The sequence below is a fragment of the Roseofilum acuticapitatum BLCC-M154 genome (assembly GCF_030068475.1).
GTDB classification, from domain to species: domain Bacteria; phylum Cyanobacteriota; class Cyanobacteriia; order Cyanobacteriales; family Desertifilaceae; genus Roseofilum; species Roseofilum acuticapitatum.
Map to the genome: position 1 here is coordinate 53,969 of NZ_JAQOSP010000147.1, position 15,388 is coordinate 69,356.

Annotated in this window: 15 protein-coding genes; 9 read left to right on the forward strand and 6 right to left on the reverse strand. The window is 47.1% G+C overall.

The genetic code is table 11. The features are described from left to right. The first annotated feature begins 18 nt into the window (after positions 1-18). Both recQ and PMG71_RS22660 read left to right on the forward strand, forming a co-directional pair. A complete protein-coding gene (recQ, locus tag PMG71_RS22655) occupies positions 19-2,199 on the forward strand; it encodes a DNA helicase RecQ (RefSeq protein ID WP_283756004.1) in 2,181 nt (726 codons plus the stop codon). Positions 2,200-2,511: 312 nt separating this feature from the next. Beyond that, positions 2,512-3,936, forward strand: a complete 1,425-nt coding sequence (locus tag PMG71_RS22660; RefSeq protein ID WP_283756005.1) for an NADP-dependent isocitrate dehydrogenase — start codon at positions 2,512-2,514, stop codon at positions 3,934-3,936. Positions 3,937-4,116: 180 nt separating this feature from the next. Here PMG71_RS22660 and PMG71_RS22665 read toward each other — a convergent pair whose 3' ends face one another. Both PMG71_RS22665 and PMG71_RS22670 read right to left on the reverse strand, forming a co-directional pair. Then, positions 4,117-4,731 carry a hypothetical protein gene (locus PMG71_RS22665; RefSeq protein WP_283756006.1) on the reverse strand — a complete coding sequence of 205 codons (615 nt, stop codon included), beginning with the start codon at positions 4,729-4,731 and terminating at the stop codon, positions 4,117-4,119. A gap of 28 nt (positions 4,732-4,759) precedes the next feature. Then, on the reverse strand, positions 4,760-6,964 hold the full coding sequence (locus tag PMG71_RS22670; RefSeq protein WP_283756007.1) for a S8 family serine peptidase: 2,205 nt from the start codon (positions 6,962-6,964) through the stop codon (positions 4,760-4,762). A 73-nt stretch (positions 6,965-7,037) separates the two neighbouring features. On the opposite strand from PMG71_RS22670, the gene PMG71_RS22675 reads away from it, so the two are divergent. The 3 genes from PMG71_RS22675 (at position 7,038) to grxD (ending at position 8,381) form a co-directional block, all read left to right on the forward strand. Continuing rightward, a complete protein-coding gene (locus tag PMG71_RS22675; protein ID WP_283756008.1) occupies positions 7,038-7,637 on the forward strand; it encodes a hypothetical protein in 600 nt (199 codons plus the stop codon). A 91-nt stretch (positions 7,638-7,728) separates the two neighbouring features. Beyond that, the gene (locus PMG71_RS22680; protein WP_283756009.1) at positions 7,729-7,980 is read left to right on the forward strand and encodes a BolA family protein; all 252 of its coding nucleotides are present in this window, start codon (positions 7,729-7,731) and stop codon (positions 7,978-7,980) included. Between the two features lie 77 nt (positions 7,981-8,057). Next, entirely contained in the window at positions 8,058-8,381 is a 324-nt protein-coding gene (gene grxD / locus PMG71_RS22685; protein WP_283756010.1) for a Grx4 family monothiol glutaredoxin, read from the forward strand. Between the two features lie 130 nt (positions 8,382-8,511). Here grxD and PMG71_RS22690 read toward each other — a convergent pair whose 3' ends face one another. Continuing rightward, positions 8,512-8,760 (reverse strand): DUF6761 family protein, encoded by a 249-nt coding sequence (locus PMG71_RS22690; protein ID WP_347179377.1) that lies wholly within the window; start codon positions 8,758-8,760, stop codon positions 8,512-8,514. Between the two features lie 342 nt (positions 8,761-9,102). On the opposite strand from PMG71_RS22690, the gene PMG71_RS22695 reads away from it, so the two are divergent. Beyond that, the gene (locus PMG71_RS22695; RefSeq protein WP_283756012.1) at positions 9,103-9,870 is read left to right on the forward strand and encodes a response regulator transcription factor; all 768 of its coding nucleotides are present in this window, start codon (positions 9,103-9,105) and stop codon (positions 9,868-9,870) included. Here the strand turns inward: PMG71_RS22695 and PMG71_RS22700 are convergent. From PMG71_RS22700 to PMG71_RS22710, 3 genes are all read right to left on the reverse strand, one after another. After that, complete coding sequence (locus tag PMG71_RS22700; RefSeq protein ID WP_283756013.1) at positions 9,867-10,433, reverse strand: hypothetical protein; 567 nt, start codon at positions 10,431-10,433, stop codon at positions 9,867-9,869. The two genes, PMG71_RS22695 and PMG71_RS22700, sit on opposite strands and share 4 nt — an antisense overlap. 16 nt (positions 10,434-10,449) lie before the next feature. Beyond that, positions 10,450-10,887 carry a DUF4079 domain-containing protein gene (locus tag PMG71_RS22705; RefSeq protein WP_283756014.1) on the reverse strand — a complete coding sequence of 146 codons (438 nt, stop codon included), beginning with the start codon at positions 10,885-10,887 and terminating at the stop codon, positions 10,450-10,452. 75 nt (positions 10,888-10,962) lie between these two features. Then, the gene (locus PMG71_RS22710; protein WP_283756015.1) at positions 10,963-11,325 is read right to left on the reverse strand and encodes a DUF1830 domain-containing protein; all 363 of its coding nucleotides are present in this window, start codon (positions 11,323-11,325) and stop codon (positions 10,963-10,965) included. Between the two features lie 320 nt (positions 11,326-11,645). On the opposite strand from PMG71_RS22710, the gene PMG71_RS22715 reads away from it, so the two are divergent. The 3 genes from PMG71_RS22715 to PMG71_RS22725 all read left to right on the forward strand — a co-directional run bounded on the left by PMG71_RS22715 (position 11,646) and on the right by PMG71_RS22725 (position 15,378). After that, positions 11,646-13,247 carry a photosystem II high light acclimation radical SAM protein gene (locus PMG71_RS22715; RefSeq protein ID WP_283756016.1) on the forward strand — a complete coding sequence of 534 codons (1,602 nt, stop codon included), beginning with the start codon at positions 11,646-11,648 and terminating at the stop codon, positions 13,245-13,247. 110 nt (positions 13,248-13,357) lie between these two features. After that, entirely contained in the window at positions 13,358-14,722 is a 1,365-nt protein-coding gene (locus tag PMG71_RS22720; protein WP_283756017.1) for a DICT sensory domain-containing protein, read from the forward strand. A 14-nt stretch (positions 14,723-14,736) separates the two neighbouring features. Beyond that, positions 14,737-15,378 carry a pentapeptide repeat-containing protein gene (locus PMG71_RS22725; protein ID WP_283756018.1) on the forward strand — a complete coding sequence of 214 codons (642 nt, stop codon included), beginning with the start codon at positions 14,737-14,739 and terminating at the stop codon, positions 15,376-15,378. The last annotated feature ends 10 nt before the right edge of the window (positions 15,379-15,388 follow it).

The following is a 15,388-nucleotide window of genomic DNA, read 5'->3' on the forward strand; positions in this document are numbered from 1 at the left end:
GCCAGCCCTCCGAAGATTATGGCTCCAGTCTCCACCCTAGAAGACACCCTCAAACACTATTTTGGTTACGATCGCTTTCGCCCGGGCCAAAAGGATATTATTGAAACCACGCTACAGAACCAAGATGTCCTCGTGATCATGCCCACGGGAGGCGGAAAATCCCTCTGTTTCCAGCTCCCTGCACTGTTGCGTTCGGGGATAACGTTGGTGGTGTCTCCCCTCATTGCTCTGATGCAAGACCAGGTGGATGCCTTGCAGGATAATGGGATTGGGGCTACATTCCTTAATAGTACCTTGAGCGCTGAAGAAGTGCGATCGCGCCAAAATGCTATCCTCAACGGTAAAATTAAGCTCCTCTACATCGCCCCTGAACGCCTGATGGCCGACTGGTTTGGCCCCTTTCTCGCCAATATACAGGAAACCATTGGCATCTCTGCCTTTACCGTCGATGAAGCCCATTGCGTCTCCGAATGGGGCCATGATTTTCGCCCCGAATATCGGCAAATGGCCCAGTTTCGGCAGTGGTATCCCCAAGTACCCATTATTGCCCTCACCGCCACCGCAACAGATCGGGTGCGTCGAGACATCGTGCAACAGCTCCATCTCCAGCATCCCTACATCCATATCGCCAGTTTTAACCGCCCCAATTTGTTCTATGAGGTGCGAACCAAAACCCGCCAAAGTTACGCCGAACTGTTTCAATTGATTCGATCTGGAGGGTCGGGAATTGTTTATTGTCTCAGTCGTCGTCAGGTGAATGAGTTGGCCCAACGGTTGCAAAAGGATGGGGTTTCCGCCCTTCCCTACCATGCCGGATTAGAGGATAGCGTGCGTCAAAATAACCAAAACCGGTTTATCCGTGATGATGTGCAGATTATGGTAGCAACCATTGCCTTTGGTATGGGAATTAATAAACCCGATGTGCGCTTTGTCGTCCATTACGATATTCCCCGCAGTTTAGAAAGTTACTACCAGGAAGCCGGACGCGCAGGACGGGATAGCCAATCGTCCCAGTGTTTGATGTTTTTCAGCTATGGCGATGTGAAGCGGGTAGAGTGGATTATCGATCAAAAAAGTGATGAAAATGAACAGCGCATCGCCCGCCAACAGTTGCGCCAAGTGATTGATTATGCCGATGCCACGGATTGTCGTCGGTCTATTATTTTACGCTATTTTGGCGAGAATTTAGAAGGGAATTGTCAGGGGTGCGATAATTGTTTGAACCCGAAACCAACCCAAGATTGGAAAGTTGAGGCGATGAAATTCCTCTCTTGTGTGGCTCGGTGTAAGGAGCGGTTTGGCATGAATTATATCATAGATGTACTCCGGGGTTCCATGGGTGAGAAGGTGTTGCGTAATGGCCATGACAAACTCTCGACCCATGGTATCGGAAAAGACCGGAGTAAGGATGAATGGCGCTTGTTGGGGCGATCGCTCCTTAATCAAGGTTTAGTCAGTCAAACCACGGATGGCTACAGTATCCTTAAACTCAACCCTGAAAGCTGGGCCGTCATGCGTCGTCAACGGCAAGTTTTAATCGCTATTCCTCCTAAACGCAAGCAAGAACAAAAGGTGAGTTCTTTAGCCAGAGAAGCGGAACTCTTATTCCAAAACCTGAGAAAACTCCGCAAGCAACTCGCCGACGAACAAGGCATTCCTCCCTATGTTATCTTTGCAGATTCTACCCTCATGCAAATGGCTCAACAGCGTCCCCAAAGTCTCCAAGCCTTATCTCAAGTTTCGGGAGTCGGCAGTTATAAATTACGGCAATATGGCGACCGATTTCTAGGGGAAATTTGTCAATATTGTCAGGAACAAGGATTAACAGAAGCGTCCAAATCTCTACCCATTCCCCCTAGTGAAAATGAACCCTCAGAAACCCAAAAAGTCACGTTAGAATTGCATCAAGAAGGCTTAAGCATCAAGGAAATAGCCGATCGCCGAGACTTACGAACAACCACGATTATCCGCCATTTATCTGAACTAATTGAATTAAAGCAACCCGTCGATTTAGATCGCTTAGTCGAACCCGAAAGACAAGAGAAAATTCTCAAAGTCTTAGAAAAGCGCGGCGCAGTCTCCCTAACCTTGCTCAAAGACGCATTAGGAGAGTCCTATACTTACGATGAAATTCGCTTAGTGCGCGGTAAATGGCAAGGTGGGGTAGGGGGATGGGGGGATAGGGAGATGGGGGGATAGGGGGTTTTTATCCTATATAGTAAACCTAAATGAGTTGTGTAACGATTGCCCCTCATCCCCCTACCCCCTTCTCCCACAGGAGAAGGGGGAAAGTCAAGAATCCCGTGGGAGAGGGATTCAGGGAGAGGGCATTTCCTATGGCACAACTCATTTAGACTAGCTATATATTAAAAGTTTCTTTTTGAAAAAAGCGCGATAAACCTGGAAAAAAGATAAATCCTTGACCCCTTTGCCAAAAGGATCTGGTAGTCTGGTACGTGCTTAACCGAACACTCGTAAGCACAAATCCTTAATCTCAGGAATGATTACCCTATGTACGAGAAAATCACCCCTCCCGAAACTGGCGAAAAAATCACCTTTGCTGATGGTAAACCCATTGTTCCCGACCATCCCATCATTCCCTTCATTCGTGGAGATGGTACGGGGGTAGACCTTTGGCCCGCTTCTCAGAAAGTCTTTGATGCTGCTATTGAAGCAGCTTATGGCGGAAAACGCAAAATCTCCTGGTTCAAAATCTACGTGGGTGACGAAGCCTGCGAGCAATATGGAACCTACCAGTATTTACCTGAAGATAGCCTCAAGGCGATCGAAGAATATGGAGTCGCCATCAAAGGCCCCTTAACCACCCCTATCGGTGGCGGTATTCGCTCCCTCAACGTTGCTCTGCGGCAAATCTTCGATCTTTATGCTTGTGTACGTCCCTGTCGGTACTACGCCGGAACCCCCTCACCCCACAAAACCCCAGACAAAATGGATGTCATTATCTATCGGGAAAATACCGAAGATATTTATCTGGGCATTGAGTGGCGCGAAGGCACAGAAACGGTTAAAAAGCTGATCGAATACCTCAATACAGACCTGATTCCTTCTACCCCTGAGCATGGAAAAAAACAAATCCGTCTCGACTCTGGTATTGGCATCAAACCCATCAGTAAAACCGGCAGTCAACGCCTGGTGAGACGAGCGATTGAGAATGCCCTGCGCCTGCCCAAAGAAAAACAAATGGTTACCTTAGTTCATAAAGGCAACATTATGAAATATACCGAGGGAGCTTTCCGCGACTGGGGCTATGAATTGGCGACTACTGAGTTCCGTGAAGAATGTGTAACTGAACGCGAATCCTGGATTTTGAGCAACAAAGAAGAAAATCCAGACATTAGTTTAGAAGACAATGCTCGCAAACTCGAACCCGGTTATGATGCCTTAACTGTCGAGAAAAAGCAAGAAGCTTGCGCCGAAGTGAAAGCCGTTCTCGATGCCATTTGGGAAAGCCATGGTAATGGCAAATGGAAAGAGAAAATTATGGTCAATGACCGGATTGCTGACAGTATTTTCCAGCAACTCCAAACCCGTCCTGGAGAATATTCTATCCTGGCTACCATGAACTTAAATGGGGATTATCTGTCTGATGCTGCTGCCGCCATCGTCGGAGGCTTAGGCATGGGGCCGGGGGCGAATATTGGCGATAGTTGTGCCGTTTTTGAAGCCACCCATGGCACGGCCCCCAAACATGCGGGATTGGATCGGGTTAATCCTGGATCGTTGATTCTTTCTGGGGTGATGATGTTAGAATACATGGGTTGGCAAGAGGCCGCAGATTTAATTAAAATGGGCATCGAAAAGTCCATTTCTAATCGGGAAGTGACCTATGATTTGGCTCGTTTAATGGAGCCTCCGGTTAAGCCTCCTCTGAAGTGTTCGGAGTTTGCGGACGCGATTATTAAATACTTTGGCTAAGTCTATATCGTAGTGCCGTGACAACCCTAAAATGGTGGGTTACGGCGGATTGATAGATTGCTATCAGAGTCTAGGTTTTAGCCGCCTAACCCACCCTACACTAATGCACTATTTTAGCTGTGTCACGGCAGTAGGGTGCGTTACGCTGTCGCTAACGCACCCTACCCGCTACCCGCTAATTTAATTATTTAGGGTTTGAACTAAAATGCGTAGCAGGTCTTCTAGATCGGCAGGGACACGATAAAGATTAAGGTCTTGAGTCATTTGACGAGAGTGGCGATCGAATTGACCAAATTGCCAGATATTGCCGGTGGAAATTGCTCCATGGATCAGGGTTTGATCGGATTCGATCCATTGATCGAGGGCGATGAGTTCGATCGCCAGTTGCACAAAACCCCTTTCTAGATCTTCATTTTTAGCTTCAATCGCGAGGAAAACACCATCACTTTGGAGCAAATAATCAAGGGAACCTTTAAGTTGATGGCTCACGACAATAGGATATTCAACATTGAGGGTGGCTTGGGTATAGTGGAGCAAGTCGGTTAAAACCGGGGCAATCAAAAATTCTCGCCGTGCCATTTCACTGGTGAGACTAAGACGGGGGAGACTCTCCTCAATGCGGTTTTTGAGGTCGAGTAGGCGATCGAGAGTGCCAGTATACTGGGGAAATTGTAGCGATCGCCGTTGCAAGGAAACCTGAAAATAGGCCAGAATATCTTGCGGCGCAAAGTTGAGTTTAAAGTAATCCGCAAAAGTATAGGATTGGTCTGGCTTGATAATGGTCAATCGAGACATAGTGAGTTATCGCCCTTGCAAGAATAGTTTAAATCCCTAATGTCAAAACCCAACCTCTTAATGTGCCCGTATTGCCTAAAGCATAATCAATGACTTGTAATTTCCAGACTCCTTTAATCGAAACATAACCCAAGTCTTTTAATATGGGGCGTTCGGAAGAGGTATAGGTATGTTGCAATCGGGTTTGTCTGCCTAATGTGCGGTTTTGCAGCAAAATCTTTGTGTTGTTAGGCGCAATTAAATTAACTTCAATATCGCCCAAGAAACTGTGATCGATATCAACGGTGACTTGGATATCTCTTAAGGGATTGGTTTCAGAAACATAAATCGAGCTGCTAATGCCGCGACTATCGTAATCGCGAATGGCGACGCTGGCATAATTTTGCCGTTGAATCCAGCGACTAACGGTGGGAGGAGTGGGACGCGATCGCACGGCAGCCAAGACAGCCTTATAAGCATTCACTTTACCATAGCCAAACCACTGGGAATGACCGCTACTGTCATAAGTCCCCTTACGAAAGCCAAACTGAGGATCGGGGTCGAGATCCGTAATCTTATCGGTATTGGAGATTAAAATTTGCTTGACCTGGGCAGCCGTTAAATCCGGATTCGCTGATAAAACCAGGGCCGCTACTCCTGCAACAATGGGACAAGCACTAGAGGTTCCCCCAAATGTGCCAGTAAAATCCCCTGTTCCATAGCCTGCCCCCCCTACTCGGTCAGTCGTAAAAACCCCTAACCCTGGAGTAGAGCTGGTAACGGCCGGAGGAGTGGGAATAAAGCCAGTTTGTTGCAGCCAAATCCCTGGAGGAGCATTATTCGAGGGGGCACAAACGGCGATTTCTTTGCCCCAATTACTGTAAATGGCTTTTTTGCTCAGGCTGGAACAGGCAGAGACAGCAATGATATTGGGATGAACGGGAAAACCGGCTAACCATCGGGTATTGCCAGAAATGACATTATTGGGCCAGCCTTGTTCGTAAACCGTATCGTTGATGGGACGGTTGGCATTACCGGAGGCAAAGACAATGACACAGCCTTTCCCCTGTCTACCTTGGGTGGCCGCTTTGGTGAGGGCGGCATTTTGGCGCAGGGAGAGGGGAAAATTAACGGCGGCTGGCCCCCAACTACAGGAAATGACGGCAGCACCGCGACTGGCACACCAATCAAAGAGTTGTTCGATGGAGTTATCATCGAGGAAGCCGGTGGTGCGAACGGGCATGAGGGAGCATCCGGGAGCTACACCAACGATACCCGATCCGTTTTCTTCGGCAATGGCGACTCCGGCACAGGAGGTTCCATGGTTTTCGACCAGTCCTTCGGGTTGGGGGATAAAGTCTTGGCCTTTGAAGTCTTTGGGGGCGACAATTTTGCCGAGTCCTTGGAAGTCGGGATGGTTGAGATCCATGGCATCATCGGCAACGGCGACGACAATGGAGCGATCGCCCCTAGTCATATCCCAAGCTCTTTCTGCATCGATATGAGAGCCGGTAGCGAGAGTATTGCCCCCATTATGATTCAGATACCATTGTTGACTATAAAACCCATCTCTGGGGCGATACATGGGTTGACTGGGAATAATTAAATTGGGTTCAGCTACAACTACGGCGGGAGAAGCCATCAGACGGTTGGCAATTTTAATCGGATTTTCGGGAGCATTTTCCGTGAGTTGATAAACCCAGGTATGGGGAAGAGTATCCACCGGTTTGATCTCCCGCAGGCCATACTGTTGGATCAGGGCGTTGCGGGTCGCTTTATCGCTGGTTTCTGACCATTGAATGGTGATCTCATTGGACAAATAGGTGTAGGTTCCCGGTGCATTTTTGATCTGATAGACATGGCTGGCAAAGGCTACATCTTGGGAATTACGAGCCGAAGTAATGGCGGTTTCTAAGGTTTGGGGATCGACCGTTAATTCGGAGAAGTTGGCGGCAATGGGGCGACTGGCTAAGGAGGGTAGATCCTTGTCCCAACCTGAAGGGGGGTTAGACTTGAGGGCCACCGTCAGCCGATCTGGGGCTTTTTCTAAAACCAATGCTTCGCCCCCCCGTTGTAGCACTAACCCCATTTCGGATTCGGGGATGGGAGCTTTAGCTTGAATGGGATCGGAGGACTGATCCGGGGAAGAACTCTCTGGAGAGCCAAGAAAGCGCCTCAACTGCTCGAAAAAATTAACCATCTTCACCACTGCTTTGCGATCGTTTATCTCTTGCTTTTGATTGGAACAGATCAAAGGGGGAACTGTCTGCTAAATTATGTTTAGATTTGTTTTATATTGTTCGTCTTCACCCTATCTCTGACAACTTATGGTATCGTTAAACCCCTCTCGACTGCTACAAGCGACCACCCTAGCCCTGTGTACTTCTGCGATCGCCTTGACTGATGTGGCCTTTGGGCAATCTGCCGGCCAGCAGTTAGCGGCACAAGATGCGGGGGACAATACCCATGAATTTCGCCCCCTGAACCAGGAAAATAGCTTACTGAGTATGGTTGGGGCCCAGCGTCTGATGAGTCAAGCGGCTGAAGCCGTGGGTAATGAGAATTATGCCCTAGCCCAGCAAAAACTCCAAGATGCCCGTCAGGTGTTTAACCAGCTCTCTAATTTTTATCAAGAATTGTCTGCGAGTTTTTCAGGTATTGATAGTCGTATTTCTAATAGCCAACGGGATCTGGCTGTGGAAACAGCGCAAAAACGGGATGAAGCGACCTATCAGCTTGCCCTTGTCCATCGCGCTCAAAATGAAGCCGATTTAGCCGTTCCCCTGCTCGTACAGGTGATTCGCTCTCAAAACCCGACTACAGAAATGGGTAAAAAGGCATATCAACAACTGTTTGAATTGGGTTTTGTGGATTCTCCCTATCCCAAACCGGATGATAGCGAATCGACTTCTGCTGCTCCTCAATAGAAGCCATAAGGGTATTCACGGGGTTATCCCCTTGAGTCTCTGACGGGCGATCGCTACAATGAAAGACTAAAAGTATCATAAGGAGTCCTGTATGATTCATGCGGCCGAAGTGGAAGCGATGATTAAAGCCAAGCTTCCTGATGCCCAAATTCAACTTAAGGATATGACCGGAGGGGGCGATCATTATGAGGCGATCGTTGTCTCCCGTGAGTTTGAAGGCAAAAGACCCGTACAACAACATCAGTTGGTTTATGCAGCCGTTCAGGAAGCGATGGCGAGTAATGCGATTCATGCATTAGGCTTAAAGACTTATACCCCAGAACAATTTGAAACGTCCCAGTAAAATTCTTAAAAATTAGTTAAGATCAATATTCCTTAACCGATTTAAGGTTGCTGTTCTACTTTTCTCTCGTGATAACTATGACTCCAGAACTCAAAGAAAGCATTGACAGTGTGATTAAAGAACACAAGATTGTTGTGTTTATGAAGGGTAGTAAGCTAATGCCCCAATGTGGATTTTCTAACAATGTGGTGCAAATTCTCAATAGCTTTGGAGTCCCCTATGAAACGGTCGATGTATTGGCTAATGAGGCCATTCGCCAGGGGATTAAAGAGTATTCTAACTGGCCAACCATTCCCCAGGTTTATGTTAACGGGGAATTTATTGGCGGCTGTGACATTATGATTGGGTTATTCAAAAGTGGAGAACTGGCTCAGATGCTGGAAGTAGCTTTAGCCTCCTAGACAAGTGACTCCATCGATCAGTAATCCCCCGGTAGTTATTCGAGGATCGAGCAGATCTCAAAACTACCGGGGGATAGATTTTTGTTTTGAAACAACCTAGAAGCCAGCGATCGCCCATTGTCTCAATGGGCTAGTAAAATTTGGTCTCTGGTTCCGGTAAGGGCATTTCAAAATTGGATCGATCGCGTAAATACCGATAAGCTTCTTCTTCTAGCCGATGGACTAAATAAGTTTCAATAGAGTTAGAATGTCTTAATGCCGCCAGATAGCCTTCAAGGTACATACGCAAATCGTCATAGCGGTATCCTCGATTCCAGAGATCCACAAGGGAATCAGTGATTTTTTGGTAAAAGCGGATGGTTTGAGTATCTTGAAGCATCATAAGGGTTGTCTCCTGAGAATAGCTTGAACCTAACCGTGGGTATTTTATAAGGTCGATTCTAGGGTATGTTCACATGCCTAGGGCCAAAATCCGGATGGGCTAATCGAATAATGACCCAAGGTTGATATTTTTATTTTAACTAATCTCTACTCAGAAGCTAGATAGAAAATCCAGTAGAGTTTATTAAACTTAGGATACCCAAAAAAAGAAAATTGTCTTACGATCCTTGAAAATTCGTTAACCTAATACTCGGTATCGACAACTACAGAAAAGTTTGTCAAACTTTGTTAAGGTGAAGGGGTTAGATGCTGCATAGTGTGATAAGGAAAGTAAACCGAAGTGGTCTCGATCGGTATTCAGATTATTGAAAGCAACCCTCATCTGCGATCGCTTCTCGGTTGGCACTTACAGCAGGCTGGCTATAGCGTTTACCAATCCGCAGATAGTGCAAGCGCTCGTCATGTCTACATGGTGCGAGAACCCACCCTTGTGGTTCTAGATAGCAGTATTTCTGGAGGACAAGGGTTAGAACTTTGCCAGTGGATGCACAATCAACAAAGGTCTTTGATTTTAATGCTATCGGCTCGTGATGCAGAGAGTGATGTGGTGGCAGGGCTGCAAGCAGGGGCAGATGACTACCTCACTAAACCCTTTGGAATGCAAGAGTTTATGGCACGAGTGCAAGCGCTCATTCGCCGACAGAAAAAACTCACGCCTCCAGCCTATCTCAACTATGGGGATCTCAAGATCGATTTGGTACAACGACGGGTTTCTCTTCAGGGAGTCTCGATTGATTTAACTCCCCAAGAATTTAGCCTACTTTATGCCCTCGCTCAAGTGGGAGGCCAACCCCTCAGTCGCTCCCAACTCTTGCAAAGAGCTTGGCCCGATGAGATCGATAATCCTCGGACGGTGGATACCCATGTTCTTTCTTTACGCAAAAAAATTGAGATCGATCCCCGCCAACCCCATGTGATTCAAACGGTGCGTAAGGTGGGATATCGGTTTAATCAGGATGCCCTATCCCAGCAGAGGCGATCGCCGTTTCTCACCCGTTCCCCTTCCCTCTCTGCCCAGCATCGGTTACCGATGAAACAATCGGATTAAGGGGAAAGATTCCCCAGAGTTAGGGCAGTGGCGATCGTCCAAACATCGACTCCTAGGAGCATAAGACTAAAGCCGAATAAGAGGGCATACATCCAAGGTTGGGCTAAGGGCTTGACTTTGCTGGTGTCAATTTGGGTGTTCGCTTGCACTTGCCTGACCAGTTGGGCAAATCCAGCAATTCGCATGGGGAGTAAGTAGGCATCTCCCGATTGAGCTAGGAAATAATACACCAATCCCCCTTGTCCCGTGGTTCTGGGTTTCAAGGCTTGGATCTGTGACCAAGGTAGAGACCAATGACGATGTTTCGCCCAAAAGACCCAGGAAGCATAGTTTACAGAGATCTGCTCTTCATCTAGGGTGACTCGTTCACTCAGCGATCCCCAGAGGACTACTGCTCCTAGGGCAATGGCAAGCCACAGAAGCGATGGAGAAATACCCGATGAGGTTACCTTTGCCAAAATGGGTAAGGGTAGAGTGAGGGCAATATAGAGGGTGAATAGGGGGATGCGAATCAGAGGAGAAATTCTGAACTGGGCTGAGGGTTGTTGGGGGCGATCGCGCATAATCTGGTTGATTGATTCAGGGTAGATATTTTTGTACCACACTCCATCCGGTTATGGAAACCCAGCTAAACCCCATAAACAGGATGGTGTTAGTGATTAGATGTAGAGGTCTAGCCCAAGGTCTTTGGGGGCTAATTTGGGTGGCACTGGTGGCAGAAATGAGGACTAAGGCCACCACCAGCAGGCCGGCAAAGAGGTGAGAGGAATGGCCTAAACTACCGTAATGACCCAGAGTTCCCACAATACCGATCGCCAGTAGTAAAAGTACCAGAAAAACTAAAATGGAACCGAGAATATAATGGAGCGATCGCCACCACCCAGGCAAGGGTTGGCGATTTTGTCGGCTCCACCAGATTCGGGTTCCACTCATGGCTAATAAGCCATAGGAAAATAGGGCCAAGCCCATTGACCAAGCTGCTATTTTCCAAAGCCATAAAAACGAAGGAAGATCCACAAATAAAAAAAGGGTTTATTAAAGGCAACCGTCTAAAACGGAATTTTAAATCAAGTTTACGGTTAGAGGGTATCCTTAATCAATAGCCGTTAAAGCTGGGGCTTTCGGGGTGGCTAAGGTGTTAATAACTTTCGGTAAGGGTTTAGATTCATTCATGATTTGTCCTTCCCCTTCTGCAACTAATTCTTGCAGTTTTAAGCGATCGCAAGGGATTTTATCCGATAAAATTGCACTGGCCATCATACCCGTGTGAATTTCCAATAGGGCTTCGGGAACCGATTCAAAGACTAAACGCTGTCCGGGAAAGACCACCCGTTCAAAGTACCAATTTTGAACATTACAGATTCGAGCAATTTGCACTTTACTGGTCGCATTTACATAGCAGCAAAGAATACGATAAGACTGCTCTGGGGGTAGGGGATCAAGAATTTGTGCCATATTCTATGCAAAGATCAAAAATAACGCATATTAGCTTACTTAGATACTCTAACACTTCTAATCCCAAGTGGTTGTAAACGCGACTACCATTAATCCTTTTTTAATCTCTATTTTTGATCCCTCAATCACGGTCATAGAGACTTTCATAGGGTTTTTCTCTGGATTTATCTATCATCATCTCTAATCCTGATGATTAGTAAATCTAATGTGAGTCCCGGCTCCCTGGGCAAAAATTCCCCCTAACAGAGGACAAAACCAATGTTATCGTAAAGTTATGTGAAAAAATCTCACAAATCCAGCTTGAGAACAGGAAACGCCCTATGCACGCACCCTCCGTTACTGGCGATCGCCTTCTGTACGTCCGCCTACCCTGCAATCCCATTTTCCCCATCGGTGTAGTGTACCTAGCCGATCACATCCACAAGCAGTTCCCCTCAGTAGAACAACAGATCTTCGACCTGGGAACCATTCCCCCTCTAGACTATAAAAAAGCCCTAGACGAGGCGATCGATCGCTTTCGTCCCAACCTCCTGATCTTCTCCTGGCGAGACATTCAAATCTATGCCCCCGTAGGCGGAAGAAGCGGCAACCCCCTACAAAACGCCTTTGAATTTTACTACAGCCTCAACCCCTTGATTAAACTGCGCGGTGCTTTGGGCGGCTTGCGATTAGCCACCGCCTACTATGGAGAATTATGGCAGAATCTCAGCCTGATTAAGCGGGGTTTAAAGCGAGCAAGACAGTATAATCCCCATACCCGCTTAGTCGTCGGCGGAGGTGCAGTCAGCGTCTTTTATAAACAACTCGGTCGCTCCCTTCCCCCAGGAACCGTTATTTCTGTTGGTGAAGGAGAAACCCTCTTAGAAAAACTCTTAAAGGATCAAGATATCAGTGATGAGCGCTGTTACATTGTCGGCCAAACTGTACCCCGCGATCGCCTGATTCATGAACCCCCCACTCCCCTAGAAAAAACCGCCTGCGACTATAACTATATCGAACAGATTTGGCCCGCCTTCAATTACTACTTACAAGATCCAGACTTTTACTTAGGTGTACAAACCAAGCGCGGCTGTCCCCATAATTGCTGCTACTGCATCTATACCGTTGTTGAAGGCAAAAAAGTCCGCATTAACCCCGCCGATGAAGTCGTCAACGAAATCCGGCAACTCTATAACCGGGGAGTGCGGAACTTCTGGTTTACCGATGCCCAATTTATTCCCGCTCGGAAATTTATCCCCGATGCCATCGAACTGCTGCAAAAAATCCTCGATGCTGGCTTAACCGACATTCATTGGGCCTCCTATATTCGTGCCGATAACCTCACCCCCCAATTGTGCGATCTGATGGTCAAAACCGGCATGAACTACTTTGAAATCGGCATTACCAGTGGCTCCCAAGAATTAGTTCGCAAAATGCGGATGGGCTATAATCTGCGCGTCGTCTTAGAAAACTGTCGGGACTTAAAATCAGCCGGTTTTAATGATCTCGTATCGGTCAATTATTCCTTCAACGTAATTGACGAAACCTATGAGACCATTCGCCAAACCATTGCTTATCATCGTGCCTTAGAAGAGATCTTTGGAGTTGATAAAGTCGAACCAGCCATCTTCTTTATCGGGTTACAACCCCATACCCATCTAGAAAAATACGCTTTTGACCAAGGCATCCTTAAACCCGACTACGATCCCATGAGCATGATGCCCTGGACGGCTCGCAAATTACTCTGGAATCCAGAACCGTTAGGCTCATTTTTTGGCCAAGTCTGTTTAGCCGCTTGGCAGCGCAATCCCAATGATTTTGGCCGAGAAGTGATGCAGATTTTAGAAGAACGGCTCGGTCGTGCCAGTCTGGATGAAGCTCTGAGCGCTCCCCTTACTCCCAAAGTAGAGAGCAGTAAGCAGTTAACCCCTGTCGGCTCTTAAAAAAGCTTTATATCTCCATTCCCTAACCTGGTTTTTCTTAAAACCAGGTTTTACAATGTAAAGCAACAATTCAAGATTAGTATTTCATAAGCAACTGATAAGATAAAACAATGTTAACTGGCTCAATCCTGCAAAAACTGCATACGGCGCACCAACAGACCCAACCTCTTAATTTTGGGGTCTATTACAAAAATACTCTGGTTGCCCTCTGTCATGCCTTAGAAGATTTTATTCTCGAATGCGAGGATCAACCCTTGCTGATTGCGGCATTCCAGCAAGGTAAATGGTATGAGCAAGAAGCCGATCGCTATCGGGAATTAGCCCAGAAAGCATCTGATGTGGTAATTTTAGCCACTGAAGATAGTGGATTTACTCAACATCCAACGAGTCGATTTCCCAATGTGGCATTAGTGGGTTTAGAGCCTAACGATCCGGTGTGTCAGGAATGGCATCTGATTATTCTGTCCGATAATTATACAGCCATGGTTTTATGCCAGGAATTATCGGCTGCTGATTATGGGGCAAAAGGATGGCCAGAAAATGACTGTGAACGTAAATTTTATGGGTTTTGGACATTTGAACCCAATTTAGTCAAAGAAACCGTGGCTTTAGTGGCCGAACATCTCCAAGGCTACGATCATAACTTGGCTCAACGGCTTGGCGATCGCCTCCATAGCCTCAGCCCTCAACCCCCAAAAGCCGATCTGCTCAATACCGTTGTCTCCTCCGTGGTAGACTATCTGCAAAACAGTCAAAACCAACTCAATCCCTATACTCAGGATTCCCCCTTATATCAGTTTCAAGACCTGACGGATAACCTGCGATCCAATAAAGTGCAAGCCTTGTTGCGAATGGCGCAAGTCACAGACCAAGCGGATCTGAGCAACCTACATGCGGCGACAGAAGTGGCTGCTATCTCAGAAGTGATGGGGCAACTGCTCGACTTACCGGTGTGGCAAGTGAAACGCTTACGGTTAGCGGCTTTGTTACATCGACTGCCCTGCTTACAAGGCATTCCGGAAGCCCTCGATCCCTACCAAAGCAAACGACAACAAGAGCTTCAGGAGCAGTCCTCGGAGTTGCCCAAGCCTTCAATTTTGCGGGTTATGCCCCAACTTCAGGCGATCGCCCATATCATTAGTCATCAAAATGAACATTGGGATGGTTCCGGCAAACCCGAAGGACTCGCTTACGATCAAATTCCCATTGAATCCCGGATTCTGAGTCTGATTGCCACCTTTGAAGCACAGATCCATACTCAGAATCCCGAAGAGGCAATGAGTGCCCTAGAATACTGCCAATCCCTAGCCGGAACCCAATTTGACCCCAAATTAGTAGAAACCTTAACCTTATTAGTGCTGGGAATCCAACAAGGCTTGCAACTCTCCAGCCTCCCCCCTAAAATTGCGTCAGGGATCTGGCTACTCGACGAGCATCACACCCCCCTTGTTTCCCTGAACTCAACCTACTCATAACCCTAAGCAATACCATGGATTTAGATCTTGTAGCCCTTCGTGCGGGTCATCTGAAACAGCTTCCAGGAGTAAACTTAGAAGATGAAGACTTAACAGAAGCCGAGCTTTCCCAAGCGAATTTAGCCGGAGCCAACTTAGTGGGAACCATTCTTTCCCATGCTACCCTCAAAGGAGCCAGACTTGACGGAGCCAATCTCATGGCAGCTCAACTGATAGGAGCAGATCTGCGGAGTAACTTACTGGGATCGAACTTGATGCAAGCCGATTTAACCCAAGCAGATTTACGGGGCAGTAATCTCAGAGGTGCTAATCTGATGAGTGCTACTTTAACTCAAGCTTCCTTAGCAGGCGCTTTTCTCAGTGGCGCAAATCTGATGGGAGTTAACTTACAAGGTGCAGATTTGCGAGGCAGCGATTTGCGAGGAGCCAATTTGAATAATGCCAATCTTAAAGGAGTGGATTTAAGTTATGCCGATCTCCAAGGGGCAAGTTTAAATCAGGCGAATTTGGAAGAAGCGGATTTACGCGGTGCGAATTTAATTGGTGCTAACTTAAAAGAAGCTCATTTACTCTGTGCAGAATTAGAGGGTGCAAATTTAACTGGGGTGAATTGGCAAGGAGCCTGTTTAGTGGGAACCAACCAGAGTTTGGGATAGGATTCTCATC

Bases quoted from the DNA above. Each gene is read 5' to 3' on its own strand.
- PMG71_RS22710 (WP_283756015.1), bottom strand. From the start codon at position 11,325: ATGGCACAAATTCTTGATCCCCTACCCCCAGAGCAGTCTTATCGTATT.
- grxD (WP_283756010.1), top strand. From the start codon at position 8,058: ATGACTCCAGAACTCAAAGAAAGCATTGACAGTGTGATTAAAGAACAC.
- PMG71_RS22700 (WP_283756013.1), bottom strand. From the start codon at position 10,433: ATGCGCGATCGCCCCCAACAACCCTCAGCCCAGTTCAGAATTTCTCCT.
- PMG71_RS22725 (WP_283756018.1), top strand. From the start codon at position 14,737: ATGGATTTAGATCTTGTAGCCCTTCGTGCGGGTCATCTGAAACAGCTT.
- PMG71_RS22690 (WP_347179377.1), bottom strand. From the start codon at position 8,760: ATGCTTCAAGATACTCAAACCATCCGCTTTTACCAAAAAATCACTGAT.
- PMG71_RS22680 (WP_283756009.1), top strand. From the start codon at position 7,729: ATGATTCATGCGGCCGAAGTGGAAGCGATGATTAAAGCCAAGCTTCCT.
- PMG71_RS22720 (WP_283756017.1), top strand. From the start codon at position 13,358: ATGTTAACTGGCTCAATCCTGCAAAAACTGCATACGGCGCACCAACAG.
- PMG71_RS22715 (WP_283756016.1), top strand. From the start codon at position 11,646: ATGCACGCACCCTCCGTTACTGGCGATCGCCTTCTGTACGTCCGCCTA.
- PMG71_RS22675 (WP_283756008.1), top strand. From the start codon at position 7,038: ATGGTATCGTTAAACCCCTCTCGACTGCTACAAGCGACCACCCTAGCC.
- PMG71_RS22660 (WP_283756005.1), top strand. From the start codon at position 2,512: ATGTACGAGAAAATCACCCCTCCCGAAACTGGCGAAAAAATCACCTTT.
- PMG71_RS22665 (WP_283756006.1), bottom strand. From the start codon at position 4,731: ATGTCTCGATTGACCATTATCAAGCCAGACCAATCCTATACTTTTGCG.
- recQ (WP_283756004.1), top strand. From the start codon at position 19: ATGGCTCCAGTCTCCACCCTAGAAGACACCCTCAAACACTATTTTGGT.